16 protein-coding genes and 2 pseudogenes are annotated in these 14,101 nt (G+C 68.8%); 7 read left to right on the top strand and 11 right to left on the bottom strand.

Annotated elements, in window-relative coordinates:
* Positions 1-226 precede the first annotated feature (226 nt).
* Entirely contained in the window at positions 227-487 is a 261-nt protein-coding gene (locus tag GWK61_RS44970) for a hypothetical protein (RefSeq protein WP_194918719.1), read from the bottom strand.
* A 41-nt stretch (positions 488-528) separates the two neighbouring features.
* Between GWK61_RS44970 and GWK61_RS44965 the strand changes: the two genes are divergently transcribed.
* Positions 529-795 (top strand): hypothetical protein, encoded by a 267-nt coding sequence (locus tag GWK61_RS44965; RefSeq protein WP_194918717.1) that lies wholly within the window; start codon positions 529-531, stop codon positions 793-795.
* A gap of 46 nt (positions 796-841) precedes the next feature.
* Here the strand turns inward: GWK61_RS44965 and GWK61_RS44960 are convergent, their stop codons facing one another.
* The gene (locus GWK61_RS44960) at positions 842-1,300 is read right to left on the bottom strand and encodes a hypothetical protein (protein WP_194918715.1); all 459 of its coding nucleotides are present in this window, start codon (positions 1,298-1,300) and stop codon (positions 842-844) included.
* Between the two features lie 166 nt (positions 1,301-1,466).
* On the opposite strand from GWK61_RS44960, the gene GWK61_RS44955 reads away from it, so the two are divergent.
* The 4 genes from GWK61_RS44955 (at position 1,467) to GWK61_RS44940 (ending at position 4,394) form a co-directional block, all read left to right on the top strand.
* Positions 1,467-2,774 (top strand): permease, encoded by a 1,308-nt coding sequence (locus GWK61_RS44955; protein ID WP_194918713.1) that lies wholly within the window; start codon positions 1,467-1,469, stop codon positions 2,772-2,774.
* 163 nt (positions 2,775-2,937) lie between these two features.
* Entirely contained in the window at positions 2,938-3,480 is a 543-nt protein-coding gene (locus GWK61_RS44950; protein ID WP_194918711.1) for a SigE family RNA polymerase sigma factor, read from the top strand.
* A 44-nt stretch (positions 3,481-3,524) separates the two neighbouring features.
* Positions 3,525-4,127 (top strand): hypothetical protein, encoded by a 603-nt coding sequence (locus tag GWK61_RS44945; RefSeq protein WP_194918709.1) that lies wholly within the window; start codon positions 3,525-3,527, stop codon positions 4,125-4,127.
* Positions 4,128-4,187: 60 nt separating this feature from the next.
* On the top strand, positions 4,188-4,394 hold the full coding sequence (locus GWK61_RS44940) for a hypothetical protein (protein ID WP_194918707.1): 207 nt from the start codon (positions 4,188-4,190) through the stop codon (positions 4,392-4,394).
* A 310-nt stretch (positions 4,395-4,704) separates the two neighbouring features.
* Here the strand turns inward: GWK61_RS44940 and GWK61_RS44935 are convergent, their stop codons facing one another.
* From GWK61_RS44935 to GWK61_RS44910, 6 genes and pseudogenes are all read right to left on the bottom strand, one after another.
* On the bottom strand, positions 4,705-5,904 hold the full coding sequence (locus GWK61_RS44935) for a hypothetical protein (RefSeq protein WP_194918705.1): 1,200 nt from the start codon (positions 5,902-5,904) through the stop codon (positions 4,705-4,707).
* Between the two features lie 123 nt (positions 5,905-6,027).
* Positions 6,028-7,259: pseudogene (locus tag GWK61_RS44930) on the bottom strand (cytochrome P450).
* Positions 7,246-7,629, bottom strand: a complete 384-nt coding sequence (locus tag GWK61_RS44925; protein WP_194918703.1) for a DUF2218 domain-containing protein — start codon at positions 7,627-7,629, stop codon at positions 7,246-7,248. Before GWK61_RS44925 ends, GWK61_RS44930 begins: the two are co-directional and overlap by 14 nt.
* 42 nt (positions 7,630-7,671) lie before the next feature.
* Entirely contained in the window at positions 7,672-8,496 is an 825-nt protein-coding gene (locus GWK61_RS44920; RefSeq protein ID WP_194918701.1) for an ABC transporter permease subunit, read from the bottom strand.
* Positions 8,497-8,508: 12 nt separating this feature from the next.
* Positions 8,509-9,444 (bottom strand): ABC transporter ATP-binding protein, encoded by a 936-nt coding sequence (locus tag GWK61_RS44915; protein ID WP_194918698.1) that lies wholly within the window; start codon positions 9,442-9,444, stop codon positions 8,509-8,511.
* Between the two features lie 9 nt (positions 9,445-9,453).
* Positions 9,454-9,624: a hypothetical protein gene (locus tag GWK61_RS44910; RefSeq protein WP_194918696.1), complete on the bottom strand. Its 171-nt coding sequence runs from the start codon at positions 9,622-9,624 to the stop codon at positions 9,454-9,456.
* 118 nt (positions 9,625-9,742) lie between these two features.
* Between GWK61_RS44910 and GWK61_RS44905 the strand changes: the two genes are divergently transcribed.
* Entirely contained in the window at positions 9,743-10,312 is a 570-nt protein-coding gene (locus GWK61_RS44905) for a TetR/AcrR family transcriptional regulator (protein WP_194918694.1), read from the top strand.
* 1,065 nt (positions 10,313-11,377) lie between these two features.
* Here the strand turns inward: GWK61_RS44905 and GWK61_RS44900 are convergent.
* The 3 genes from GWK61_RS44900 to GWK61_RS44890 all read right to left on the bottom strand — a co-directional run bounded on the left by GWK61_RS44900 (position 11,378) and on the right by GWK61_RS44890 (position 13,583).
* The gene (locus GWK61_RS44900; RefSeq protein ID WP_194918692.1) at positions 11,378-12,019 is read right to left on the bottom strand and encodes an MBL fold metallo-hydrolase; all 642 of its coding nucleotides are present in this window, start codon (positions 12,017-12,019) and stop codon (positions 11,378-11,380) included.
* 62 nt (positions 12,020-12,081) lie between these two features.
* The gene (locus tag GWK61_RS44895; RefSeq protein ID WP_323748042.1) at positions 12,082-13,032 is read right to left on the bottom strand and encodes an SDR family NAD(P)-dependent oxidoreductase; all 951 of its coding nucleotides are present in this window, start codon (positions 13,030-13,032) and stop codon (positions 12,082-12,084) included.
* On the bottom strand, positions 13,029-13,583 hold the full coding sequence (locus tag GWK61_RS44890; RefSeq protein WP_194918688.1) for a hypothetical protein: 555 nt from the start codon (positions 13,581-13,583) through the stop codon (positions 13,029-13,031). Before GWK61_RS44890 ends, GWK61_RS44895 begins: the two co-directional genes overlap by 4 nt.
* Positions 13,584-13,728: 145 nt before the next feature.
* On the opposite strand from GWK61_RS44890, the pseudogene GWK61_RS44885 reads away from it, so the two are divergent.
* A pseudogene (locus tag GWK61_RS44885) lies at positions 13,729-14,101 on the top strand (winged helix-turn-helix domain-containing protein); the annotation flags it as partial.

Below are 14,101 nucleotides of genomic sequence, written 5' to 3'. Positions count from 1 at the left end.
AGACATCAGAGCCTGGATAGCAACATGGAACGAGGACCCCCGGCCGTTCGTCTGGAAGAAGACGGCCGAGGAGATCCTCAACTCACTCGCTAAATATTTGAAACGAACTTCAGGCGCAGGACACTAGCTGAGCTGGACCGCAGGGCACTCGTGCGGGAGTGTCCGGGCGGCCCGCGATTGTACCCACCGCTGCGCTATTGCGCCGGATCACCCTGTCGAGGTGGAATCATGATCGAAAACTGCCGCCCATCGTCGCGGTCAGCTCACCGGTCCGTGCTGGCCGCAGTGAGCCTGCTGCGTGGTTCAAGGTGTCGAGATCGATGCCCTGATACACGCCGCTCAGGGTGATCACGGTGGTGCCGCGCCGGATGTACAGCGTGAAGGCCGAGGGCGAATCGGCTCGATGGCCGAGCCAACGATCTAGTCCGTCAGCGGTGCAGATGCCGTCGGCACATGCGGCCGGCTTGCCCTGTTGGTTTGCGTCCATTCCGACGGCAAGCCGACCGCACTGGTGCTGTCCAGCGCCTGGTGCCCGAACCAGTACGACACATCACCCGCCTGGCACGCGGCCGTCTGGTGGCGACCCACTACGGTGTCTACAGCACGATCACCGGCTTGGGCATCACCGTCGGCACCCTCGGCGCCGGCGCGCTGTCGGACGTCGCCCACGCCTCCGGACATCCGGCGCTGCCGTGGCTCGGATTGACGACCCTCGGCCTGGTCTCCGCCGGTGGGTTTGCGATCCTGACCCGGACACCTGGGTGGGGGACCACACCCTTGGCCGTCCCGGCATGAGCAGACCTGCGATGTTCCGGCGGGTCGGGCGCAGCGGTTCCGTCGCTCAGTCGCACATCGGCAGCTTGCCGGCCGCCGGGTGGAAGACCGCCGTGACCACGCCCGGATCGTCGAAGCGTGCGGTGCCGGCTGACACCAGCGTCATGTAGCCCGGGGTCGATCCGGTGTAGGTGGTGACGCCGGTTCTGGGGTCCGGCTTCGGCTTGGGTTCGGGCTGGACGGCATCTGTGATCCAGTCTCGGCCGCCGAAGTGAGCCACATGGACGCCGCAGTGAGTGAACAGGTCAAACGGATAGGCGACGCCGATGACCGGTGTCGCCGGCCCTCGGGAGGGGTGGTTCGGGTCCGGAGTGCGGGTGACCGCCGGCAGGCTGGTCGAGGTCGGAGAAGTCGTCGTAGAAGCCGGCGGCAGCGCAGCGTTCCCTGCGGGTTGCGCCTTCGACGCGCAGCCGCTTGCGGCTGTGACCAGAATCGTGCCGCAGATCACGACGGACCTGGTGCTCACAGGGGCCTCCCGATGACGGGCCGCCGCTCGACGACCGCGGCTCATTGGACGGCTGGAGCAGCCGAGCGGTTCCCGCTGCGGAATCCGGCATGACCGAAATACCCCTGGGGGGTATATGGTCGCGGTGGTCAGTCAGCTGTGCGGGACGTCGGGAGGAGCGGTTTCCATGAACGCGATCGGGCACGCATTGTCCATCGCCGGATCGATGACCTGGGAGATCACCTGGGCTCTGATCCTCGGCTTCGCGCTGTCGGCGGTGGTGCAGGCCGTGGTGCGCAAATCCACGGTGGTCCGGCTGCTCGGCGACGACCGGCCCAAGACCCTGGCGATCGCCTCGGCCCTCGGTGCAGCGTCCTCCTCCTGCTCCTACGCGGCCGTGGCGCTGGCCCGTTCCCTGTTCCGCAAGGGAGCGGACTTCACCGCGGCGATGGCCTTCGAGATCGCCTCCACAAACCTGGTCATCGAGCTCGGGGTGATTCTGGCGCTGCTGATGGGCTGGCAGTTCACGGCCGCGGAATTCGTCGGCGGCCCGATCATGATCGTGGTGCTGGCCGTGCTGTTCCGGCTGTTCCTGCGGGACAAAGTCCTGCGTGAGGCCCGCGCGCAGGCCGAACTCGGGATCGCCGGCTCGATGGAAGGCCACGCGGCGATGGACATGTCAGTGTCCGGCGACGGGTCGTTCGCCAAGCGGCTGCTGTCGGCGCGCGGTTTCACCTCCGTGTCGCACGTGTTCGTCATGGAGTGGGCCGCGATCTGGAAGGACCTGGTCGGCGGCCTGTTGATCGCCGGCGGCATCGCGGCCTGGGTTCCGGACTCGTTCTGGCAGCACTTCTTCCTGTCCGGGCACCCGCTGCTGGGCCAGATCTGGGGTCCGCTGGTCGGTCCGCTGGTCGCGGTGGTCAGCTTCGTCTGCTCGATCGGTAACGTGCCGCTGGCCGTGGTGCTGTGGAAGGGCGGGATCAGCTTCGGCGGCGTCACCGCCTTCATCTTCGCCGATCTGATCATCCTGCCGGTGCTGAACATCTACAAGAAGTACTACGGCAAGCGCATGGCCGCATTCCTGCTGGCGACGTTCTTCACCGCCATGGCCGGTGCCGGATACGCCGTCGAGCTGATCTTCAGCGGCCTCGGCCTGGTCCCCGACCGGGCCTCGGCCAAGCTGCCGATGGACGGCGTCTCCTGGAACTACACCACCTGGCTCAACATCGCCTTCCTCGTCCTGGCGGCGGTGCTGACGGTGCGGTTCGTCCGCACCGACGGGGTCGCGATGCTGAAGATGATGGGCGGCGGCCCCGACGACATGGCCCACGACCACGACTCGCACGACGCCATGAACCACGGTGACGGCCGGCAGGGCGAACATCAGGGCCACAGCAACGAGGCCGTCGATCACAGTACGCGCGCGGCCGGAGAATCCGACGTACACGGCCATCACCAGCACGGTTCACGCGGCGACGGCCCACACGGTCACTGAGCGACCCTCGTCCGGATTGGGTGCTGATCTTGTGATGGGCTTCGTCGCTGCCCGTCTCGGCTGTTTGACCTGCGACTGGGTGTAGTCGACCGTCGGCTGCTACAAAGCCTGCGAGGCGGCTGCAATGAGTTACCGGCGTCACGTTGTCTGAACAGTTGAGAGCATGTGCTGCGGCTTCTGGAGCGGGATCTCTTTGAAGGAATCGGATGCCGAGTTCGACGAGTTCGTGGCGGCGATGAGCTTGCCGCTTCTGAAGACGGCTCGTTTGCTGACCGGCGACTGGCACCTGGGCGAGGACCTCGCCCAGGTGACGTTGGTGAAGGTTTACAGGCATTGGGCCCGGATCGAGCACCGGGATTCCCCCGTCGACTACGCGCGCAAGGTGATGGTCAACACCTACCTCACGTGGCGGCGGCGGCGCTGGCGCGGCGAAGTACCCGCGCCGGTGCTCCCGGAGGTTCGCGACCGATCCGATGTGGCGGAGGCGGTGGCCGCTGTCGACGAGCTTCAACGGGCGTTGCTTGCATTGCCCCGTCGGCAGCGGGCGGTGGTGGTGCTGCGTTTCTACGAGGACCTGACGGTGGCGCAGACCGCGGCAGCACTCGATTGCCCGGAGGGGACGGTCACCAGTTTGACGGCACGTGCTCTCACTCGGCTCAGGAGCAGCAGCATGCTGCGCCCGGAAACGGTGGAGGGACGGAAATGAAGGACTCGGACGAAGACGGGCTTCGGAATGGACTGCGGACACTGGTGTCGACCCCGCCTATGGCCGGGCCGACCACCGACGCGGTGGTGGCGCGGGCGCGAGACCGACAGCGGCGGCACTTTGCCGGCGGGATCGCGGCGGGATGCGTCGCGGCCCTGGGCGTGTCGTTGCTGGTGGTCTCTCAGCCGGGCAACATGCATGAGCCGACCGCGCTGGGTTCACCACCGCCGGTCAGCTCGGGAACGGCGACTGGTGCTCTGGTCCCGACCTCTTCGGGGCCTCCCACACTCGCGAGCGGCGGGCACGCCTGCCCGGGCTTGATCACGCCGACGGCGGATGCGCACGGCGTCATTCACGGAGTGACCATCGACTATGCCGATGTGCTCGAATTTTACGGACACGACTACCAGTCCGCGGACAACACACCGCTCGACCCAGCGGATCTTGGCGCGAGCGTCGGGCAGGTCGTGTGCACTCTGGCCACACCGTCCGTGTCGTATGTCGATCCTGGCTACCGGATGCAGGACGGTGACGCGACCTTCATCCCGTCCGGCGGGCAGGTCTACTCGGTCAAGGGCGTGCCCGCTGAGCAGGAGCTGGCCGCCGAGCACGACGGCGTCATGCACGTCTACCGGATCCATCGCTGAGCGAGATGTGGTGAATCAGGCTACGGGCATTGGAGTATCGCGGTAGCGGGCCTGGTGGTTATGGGTGAACTCCTGTTGTTCGTGCCAGGCACAGTAGGCGTCGAAGTTGCCGTTGTGCAGGGCGCGCAGTTCCAGGACTGCTTCGGCACCTGTCGGGGCTCAACGGGCCTCGCTGATGTCGAGGCGGGCTTCGACCAGGTGGCGGCAGGCGTCGGTGAACTGCTCGATCCGCTGCTCGGTCAGCTCCGCAGGCGCAGACGATCCTGATACGACGCCCGCGCCGGCTCCGGCAGACGGGCCGGTCGGCGGCCAAACGCAGCCCCGTGCAGTTGCCGCCGCCGCTCCCGAGGAGCCGGGCCGCGTGGTCAGGCCAGGCATGTCCAGCAGGAGCTCGGGGTCCAGGCGGTGGTCTCGCGGTCGTTCGCACCGGCTCATCCTGCCGCGCGCGTCGGACAACCGCCGGAAGCCTGCGAGCCAGACGCGGAAGTAAGCCGGGGCGTCGGAATCCCGCCCAGCTGGCTTGGCGCGCCACACCGACAGGATTCACGGCGTCGGCGTGAACACGGCGGGCAGCCGATCAGTCGTCGTCGTCGTGGCCGCCCTCTGGATCGCAGTAGTCGACCTTCTTGGTCGGTTCGAACGGCCCGCGCACCAAGCGGCGCACGAACTTGCCGCCCTCGGCGAGTTCCTCGCCGCTGACGTCGAAGACGAACTGCTCGTGCGGGGCCAGTCGTTTGCCGGCGATCCGAACCTGTCGCCGGACCTCGTAGGCCGCTCCCCACGGGCAGCAGAAGTAGTGACCCAACGGCTTGCCGCCACGAGTTCGGGCATAGACGATGTCCCCCGCGGCGAACGCGGCGTCGATCTCGGCCTGGATCGTCAATGTGGCCGCCGGCGCCGGGTCGTAGGCCCACAACAAGTCGATCGCACGCCGGGCCCGGGGATCGGCCCGCCACTTCTCGCGGGAGTTAGGCGCCGTGAGGCACCACGGGTCGAATGCCGACCCGCCGGGCAGCGTCGAGGGGTCGGCCAATACCGTCCGGTCGTGCCGTGCGGCCTGATCGCGCAGCCGCGGATCGGCGGCGAGCCGGCCCAGCCGATACCAGAGCTCCAGGGCCCGGTGCAGCTTGTCCTCGATGGCCTCGTGCAGTTCCTGGCTCGCGCCGGGTCGAAGCAGCGCTCGGGCGTAGCGGCCGGCTGTGTCGGCTTCGGCCCACATCTGGCGCAGCTGCGGCAGGTGTGCCTCCTGGCGTGGGTCGGCAGCGGCGTCGGCCAGCGCCGCCTCGGCGTAGTCGGCGATCCGCGCTGACGCGGCGACCATCGCTGTCAGGTGCGCCGGCGGGCAGGGCTCGACTTTCACCCAGGCTGGCAGCACGGCTGGGAGGTGCACGGTCTTCGTGATGTCCGGGCCCGGGTCGGCTTGGGTCTGACGGGCCAGGGCCAGCCACGGCTCGACCTGGGTCAGCACCCGGCTGACTTGCTCGGCGGTGACCTTCGGCAGAAACCCCACTGTCTTCGGATCGGCGGCGTAGTCGGCGTCGATCAGCGCCTCGCCGAGCAGTTGCAGCACCAGGGCGTTCCAGGTCGCGACCCGCCCGCTGACCACGCCGACGCTTTGCTCGCCGGCCTCGGCCTTGCGCTGCGCCTCCATCTCGGCCAGCACGTCGAACACCGCCTGACCCGCGTCCCGGTAAGCCTCCCACGTCGCCGCGCTGACTTCCCCGTGCAGCGCCGCGACGACCCGTGTCCATACTCCGGGATGTTCTGCCGTCGTCACTGTGACCCACGCGTCGGTCGATGCTGTCTGGTGCGGAACGCCTGATGGCGGCCGCGAGTCGCTGCTAGGGGTTCGCGTCCTGCGGGGACAGGGCGTCCGTCGGCGTATCAGGACGACGTCCAGTCAGGTGCGTGGCGGGTCGGCGATGAGAACCGGGAGGCTCTGGTAGCCGCGTAAGACGAGCCGGTCGCGGCGGACCGGTTGCCGGTCGGGGTGCGCGGTCAGGTCTGGGAATCGGGCGAGCAGCCGGGGGACAGCCACGGCGGCTTCCAGGCGGGCCAGGCCGTCGCCGAGGCAGAAGTGCGCGCCGGCGCCGAAGCTCAGGGGTTTGACATCGGATCGGGTGGGGTCGAAGCGATCCGGATCGGAGCGGCGGGCCGGGTCGCGGTTGGCGGCGCCGATCAGCAGGATCAGTACGCTGCCTTCGGGGACGGGCACGCCGACTATGGTCTGGTTCTCCTCCCGTGCTTCGCGGGTGGTCACCTGAACCGGGGAGTCGTAGCGAAGCACCTCCTCGATGAACCCTGACACAGCCACGTCTCCGGTGCGAAGGGCCGCGGCGAGGTCGGGGCGACCGAACAGGATCGCCAGGCCGTTGCCGAGCGGGTTGGTCGTGGTCTCGAAACCCGCGACCAGCAGCACCACAAGGTTGGCGAGCAGCTCGGTCTCGGACAAGCGGCCGTCGTCGGCGTCGCGGGCGGCCACCAGGGCCCCGATGAGATCGTCGCGCGGGCTCATGCGCCGCTGAGAGATCAGCGGGGTGAAGTATCCGGCCAGTTCGCGGGCTGCCGCGGCGCCAGCCGGTCCCGGATCGGTGTCGGCCGACAGCTCCAGCGCTTCGGCGAGGTCGGCGGCCAGCGGCCGGAACCGGTCGTGATCGGCGGCCGGGACACCGAGCAGCTCGCAGATCACCGTGACCGGCAGCTGGTAGGCGAACTGGTCCATGAAGTCGACGGTGCGACCGTCGGCTCCGGCTACGCCGAGCCGGTCGAGCAGGACGTCCACCGCTTCCTCGATCGCCGGTTGCAGGGCGGCGACCCGGCGCGGTGTGAACACCTGCGCCATCAGGGCCCGCATACGTCCGTGATCCGGCGGGTTGGTCCGCAGGATCGACCGGGCCAGCGATCCCAGCCCGCCGTCGGGTGACCGGCGTCCGGACGGATCCGCAGCCCGAAGCCTGGATCGCGCAGCACCTGGTCGACCGCGGCGTAGCCGCACACCAGGAAAGCGCCGTCAGCGATGACCGGGACCGGGCCGAGCTGGTGCGCCATCGCGTACAGCGGGAACGGGTCGGCCCGGCCCGCCGGTGCCATGACGGCGTCGATGACCGCCGCCGCGGGCCTACTCGGGTTCATCGGCGGACTCCTGCGAGGACGTTCCCGGCGGGGGCTGTTGCCAGGTGACGGTCAGCTGGTCGCGGCGGCCGATGCGTTCCAAGCGATACGCCACGCCTTCCTGGAGGCGTTGCAGGCTCTGCTCATCGTCGGCCTCGGCGGTCAGTATCAGTGCTTGGCCGGCGGCGTGCAGGGTGCAGCGGCCCCAGCCGAAGTCGATGACCCCGTCGGTGTCGGAGTGTTCACTGCGCGCTGCCGGCGGCGCGGTGCCGGCGCCGTGGGACCGGGGCCGGTGGCCGGCGAGGCGGCCCAGCCGGCTGCCGTGGTCGCACAGCTGGGCGAGATAGCGTCGGGCGCGATCGGTGCGGACGTGCGCTTGGGAGGCGGGCATGGCAGGTAGTCCTCTCTATCTGGTCAGATCCAGGTGCATCTCTCAGACGTCGCGGCGGTTGATCAGAAACAGTCCGAGTACCAACGCGACGGTGGCGTACAACGTGAACACGCCGAACCCGGTCCACGGCGCCAACGCCGATGCCTCGTGGCTGACCGCGACGTAGATCTGCTCGCCGGCCTGCATGGGTACGTACGGCCCGACCGTGTTCTGCCAGGAGTGCGGCAGCATCGCCAACAGGATCGGCGGCACGAACAGCAGCCCGAACAGGGTCGCGATCGCCCCGGCGCTGACGCGGATGACCGCGCCCAGGCCGAGCCCGAGCAGCCCGAGCATCGCCAGATACAAGCCGCCGCCGAACACCGCGCGCGGCACCCCGGGATCGGCGAGGGTCGACTTGAGGCTGTCGCCGGCCGGCAGCGCCGCCTGGAAGGCGAAGTACGCCCCGAAGCTGGAAACCGTCCCGACGACCAGAGCGGTCGAGGCGAACACGATGGCTTTGGCTGCTAGGACCGTTCGCCGTTGCGGGACGGCGGACAGGGTCGCGCGGATCATGCCTGTGCCGTACTCGCTGGTGATGACGAGCACTCCCAGCACACCGAAGGCGATCTGCGACAGGTGGATGCCGGCCAGAGCAAGCCGGACTCCGTCGGCGGTCGCCTTCTCCGAGGCCGACAGCCGCCCAGCCAGCACCGCGGCGGTTACCGCGCCGAGCCCCACATTGGCGACCACCGCGACGGTGAGTGTCCAGAACGTCGAGCGGACCGAACAGAGTTTGAGGAACTCAGAGCGCAGGATGTCTAGGAACCCGGTCAGCGGGCGGTAGCCCTCGTGTGTCCCCAGCTGCGAGGTTGCGATCGTTGTCACGAGTGGCGCCCCTTAGTTCCGGTTCGGGGCCAGGACGTCGGCGTCCTCGACCGTGCGGTAGTCGACGGAATCACCGGTGAGCTCCATATAGCGCTGCTCCAGCGTCGCCTGCTGCGTCGACAACTCCAGCAGCGCCAAGCCTTCGGTCCGGGCGACCTCGCCGACTGCGCCGGCGTCTGCTCCGGTGATCCGCAGCAAGTCAGAACCCTGGCGGACGACGGTCGCGCCGCGAGCGCGCAGCACTGCGGACAGGGCTTCGGCCTCCGGGGAGCGGGCTTGGACGAAGCTGCCCTCACCGCCGGCCAGGAAGTCCTCGATCGTGGTCTGGGCGATCAGCTTCCCGCGTCCGATGACGATGAGGCGGTCGGCCGTCAGGGCCATCTCACTCATCAGGTGGCTGGACAGCAACACCGTGCGGCCCTCGGCAGCCAGGGCCTTGAGCAGGGTCCTGATCCACAGCACGCCCTCCGGGTCCAGGCCGTTGACCGGCTCGTCGAGCATCAGCACCGGCGGGTCGCCCAGCAGCGCGGCGGCGATGCCCAGGCGCTGGCCCATGCCCAGGGAGAACCCGCCAGAGCGTTTGCGGGCCACGCTGCGCAGGCCCACCTGGTCCAGGACCTTCTCGACGCGGGCTCTCGGGATGCCGTTGGACAGCGCCAGGGCCATCAGGTGGTTGAAGGCGCTGCGGCCGCCGTGCATGGCCTTGGCCTCCAGCAGCGCACCGACCTCGAACAGCGGACGGCGCAGGGACGTGTAGGGCTTGCCGTTGACCGTCACCGTGCCCGAGGTCGGCGCGTCCAGCCCCAGGATCAGCCGCATGGTCGTGGACTTTCCGGCCCCGTTCGGCCCCAGGAACCCGGTCACCTGCCCCGGCGGCACGGTGAACGACAGGTCGTCGACGGCGAGTGTGTCGCCGTAACGCTTGGACAGGCCGATCGCCTCGATCATCGCCGCCGCCTACTTGTGGCTCTCGGCGCCGACGACGCCGGTCAGGTGCAACACGATGAACAGCGCCAGCACCGCGACGGCGGCGGCGACCCACACCGCGGTCTTCCAGCGCGGCCTGGCCGCTGCGGCTTCGGCCTGGGGGTCGGTTCCGGTGTCGGGGTGAGCGGGGAAGTCGGGCATGGGAGTCTCCGTCTCGGCAGCCCGCGGGAGTCGCGGGCTCACAGCCTCAGCTTTTACGAGACAGAGTGTATCTGTCAATGCAAAGTGTCACGATAGCTTCGTGGTGTATGATCGAAGCGTGCCGAAGCTGTGGAACGAGACGATCGAGGAGCACCGGGCCGCGGTGCGCGAGGCGATCCTGGAGACCGCCGCGGCCTTGGCGCACGAGCACGGTCTGACATCCGTGACGATGTCGCAGATCGCGACCGAGGCCGGCATCGGGCGGCCCACGCTGTACAAGTACTTCCCGGACGTCGAATCGATCCTGCTCGCCTGGCACGAACAGAAGATCAACACCCACCTGCGGCAGTTGACCGAAGTCCGCGACCACACCGAAGACCCCGATCGGCGGTTAGAGGCGGTCCTCCAGACCTACGCCGAAAACGCCTTCGGCCGCCACGACGCCGACCTCGGGGCGCTCCTGCACCGCGGCGGCCACCTCGACGCTGCGCAGAAGCACCTGCGCGACCTGATCACCGAACTCGTGGCCGTCGGCGCACGGAACGGCAGTCTGCGCGACGACGTCGCCCCGGCCGAACTCGCCAGCTTCTGCCTTCACGCCCTGACAGCGGCCGGCGGCCTGACGTCCAAAGCCGCGGTCCGGCGCCTCGTCCAGGTCACGTTGGCGGGCCTGCGCCCGCAGGCGTAGCCGGATCACGAGGTCTGAGTGCGGGTAGCCCGCGCCACCAGCAGGATCGTGTTCCACTATCGTCGCTGCGCCGACCCGCGAGGTTGTCGCTGAAACGGCAGCGCCCGCCACCGCGATACCGCCACGCTGAAGGACAACACTGCCAAGACCATCCTGGCCATGACCTGCGTCTCCGGCTCTGACTGGAAGCAAGTGACCTCGGCGATCAGGGGTCGTGGTGATGGTTCGATGGCGTCACGGCGAGACCATCGCCGCAAAGCCATCAAGATCTCGAGAAATACGTGAAGAACAACAACTCAAAAGGCAGCGTGTATGCACACAGCGGCTGCCGGCGCGCTCCAGTCCCCGTCCAGTAGGGCGTTGTGCCCGAGCGGGACAGCCGGGGCACGGCTCCTGGCGCTACGCCCTTGATCTACCGCGGCCTGCCCGGTTGTCGGATACCTTCCGGCGTATGGTCAAGGCCACTGGGCTGCCGCCGGTGCGGCTCCATTGACCAGCGCCATGGTGCGGCATCGCTGGAACTCGCGGTGGGGGCAGATCTGAAGTTGGTCTCCGATCAGGGTAGGCATTCCTCAATCGTGCTTACCGCCGACACCTACGTCAGCATCCTGCCGCGCCTGGTCCGCGACGTCGTCGAAGACGTCGCCCAGCTGTTCCTGCAACACGGGCTGCGCGTTCCGGGCCCACAGCGGTCGCGACAGCCATTCGAGACATGCTTCAAGGTGCGGTCATCGCGATTATCTGACGCGCTGGTAGCTCGTCTGGAGCCCACAACGCCGGGATCTTCCAGATGAATGATCACGCCGAGTCCGCGAACGCGCGAGCGCAGAATCAAAGCGTGGATATCGGACTTCCACCTGCGGTTGAGCCCGAACTGAACAACCTGATCCGGGTGAACGACCTCGGCCCCACATCGGACCCGCCGTGGACTCGCAAAGTAGATCTGCCGGAACAGTAATACGCTGTTCCGGCAGATCAATACGCGTGCGCCGCCAGGGCTTTGAAGCCCGAACCCGCGGATCAAGAGCGGCGATCGGCCACAAGCCACGTGAGTCACGTGGCCTCTCAGACCTCAGTCGTCTCCCCTGCGGGCATTATCGTGAGCGGGACCTCCGAGAGCATCCCTGGACTCAGGAACTGGCCCATCGACTGCTGGCCGATCAGGCTCAGCATCAGCTCATGGATCTGGATGAGGCGCTTGGGCTTCACCTCGCGCACATAGTCGACGGCCTCGCCGGCCTTCGTCCAGGGGCCGCTGGTGGGCAGCAGTAGTGTCTCGACCGCGGCGTCCGGTGCGTGGTAGGCGTCCCCGGGGTGGTAGAGCCGCCCTTCGACCAGGTAGCCGACGTTTGGCACGTCGGGCAGGTCGCGGTGGACGATGGCGTGGGTGTCTCCGAACACGGCGATGTCGAAGCCCGCGACGACCGCCGCGTCGCCTGCTGCGACCGCTGTGACCTGTCCGCGGCGTGCCGACCAGCGGTCGACGACGGCGGCCGGGCCGTAGACGCGCAGCTCCGGGCGGTCCTGGAGGGCTTGTGCGAGCAGCTGCTCGTCGAAGTGGTCCGGATGTTCGTGGGTGATCAGTACCGCGTCGGCCGCGGCGACGGCCTGCGCGGCCCCGGCCGTGAACATGCCGGGATCTATGACGATCCGGGCTTCGTCCTTGGCCAAGGTCACACACGCGTGGGTGTGTTTGGTCAACTGCATCGGAGAACCTCCAGTTAATCCACATTGTCCATTACTGATCGCGTCACGGTCTCTGCTGCCGGTCACGCCACGGCGCCGGCCAGCCGATAGCGGACTCCGGTCGCTTCCTCGGAGAACTCCCACAGTCGGCGCGCGGTGTGCACGTCGTCCATCGCGGGTTCGTGCCGGAGTACCGGGTCGCCGCGTTGCTGGAGCGGGCCGCTCGGCACGACGTAGCTTCCGCCGGGTACGTCGGGGTCGGTCGCGGCGTACAGGGAGGGAGCCGCTCCCAGCTCCGTGGACTTGCCGACCAGACCGACGATCCGGGGGAGCAGGCGCTTCAGCGGCCCGCGGCGGCCGGCGCGGGCGTCGCTGTGCAGGATGTGGGAGCGGGTGAGGCCGGGGCCGATGGCGACGCTGAGCAGCGGCACGCCGTCGACGTCCGCCTTGCGCTGCAGTTCCATGGCGAAGTAGAGGTTCGCGCGCTTCGAACGCAGATAGGCCGTCGCGGGCCGATAGCGCCGCTCGGTGCCGAGTTGCTCGAGTCGGAATCGGCAGAACCGCTGCGCCTCGCTGGTCACCGTCACCACGCGCGGGGAGCTCGAGCGGCGCAGGTGGGGCAGCAGCAGGCCGGTCAGGGCGAACGGGCCGAGGTGGTTGACACCCAGATGGGACTCGAACCCGTCGACCGTGCGGCGGAAGGGAGCCAGCGCGATGCCCGCGTTGTTGACCAGCAGGTCGAGTCGGTCGTAGTCCCAGGCCGCGCAGAACCGACGGACCGACGCGAGGTCGGACAGGTCGAGCTCGCGTACCTCGAGCAACCCGGTCATCGGACCGCCGGTGTCCAGGCGGTGCAGCCGGTCGACGGCCGCCGTGCCGCGCTCGCGGCTGCGGCAGGCGAGCACGACGTGCGCGCCGGTCCGGGCGAGCCCCAGAGCCGTCATCTCCCCGATGCCGGAGCTGGCGCCGGTCACCACGGCGATGCGCCGCCGCGGGTGCGAGGGCGGTACGCCGGCCGGCGTTCGCGCCGTCACACGATCACCCGGCCTCGTGCGAGCGCGTGCATCACGGCGTTGCGGACGGCGCATCGGTTCTCGGCCACGGCGGCCTCCTTCGCGGGGAGAATCCCCGGCAGCGTATGAGTACGGCGCGTACACACCCGACCCCGGCATTGCCGGATCGCGGGCATGCGCGGGGCTGACATCGCAGCTCCCTGCGTCGGTGAGGAGGGCGTGACGAGGGATGGCAATCGCACGTTCGCGGCCGATATCGGGCCGTGCGGTCGCCACTGATGGCGGCGTCCCCAGTCAATCACCACGCCGCACCGAGCCGCGTCGCTCGGATTGCGCGTCGTCAGCGTCAGGAACACCTCGTCCAGGCCGGGCAGTCGCGGCGCCAGTTCGGCCGCCGTGATCCCTGAGCCGCTGATCTCCTCGGCGACTCGGCCGAAGGCGGCGTTGTTCTCGGCCGGGACGGTCAGCCTCTCCCGGCCGTCGGTGGCCCGCATGCCGCCCTGATCGCGGCGCATTGTGAGCAACCGGCCGATCAGCACCAGGTTCTCCCGGCCGGTCAGGTCGTTCTCCATGGGGGCAGGGTGCCAGCGGGCGCTGTCAGAGTGCGCACAGATCGCTCGCACGCACGGCGGGTCCGGGCGGGATACCGGATCGGCCCGGCGGACGTGCAATAAGGTGTCTGATGCCGACGGCCGCAGTGCGACGCGAGGAATGATTGTGGGCTCTGAGACGGAAGATCCGGCGGCGGACGTGCTGCGCGGTGCGGCGGGGGAGTCGGGGCCGCCCGGTGGAGCGGAGGCGGGGCTGCGGGTTTGTCTGTTGGGCCCCCTTGACGTGCGGCTGGATGGCCGGGTGGTGCAGGTCGGCGGGTTCCGGTTGCGGGCGTTGCTGGTGCGGTTGGCTCTGGACGCGGGGCGGCCGGTGGCGGTGGCCACGTTGGCGGCGGCGTTGTGGCCGGATGAGGGGCCCGCTGAGCCGGGGCATGCGGTGCAGTCTTTGGTCTCCAGGCTTCGCAGTGCGCTGGGGCGGCATCCGGCGGTGCGGACGTTGTCCACCGGGTACTGCCTGGAGCTGCCGGTGGAGGCTGTCG

Origin of the sequence: Catenulispora rubra (genome assembly GCF_015356825.1) — a bacterium.
Lineage (GTDB): Bacteria > Actinomycetota > Actinomycetes > Streptomycetales > Catenulisporaceae > Catenulispora > Catenulispora rubra.
The sequence above is the reverse complement of the archived record's forward strand: the minus strand, read 5'-3'. Positions and strand labels throughout refer to the sequence as shown.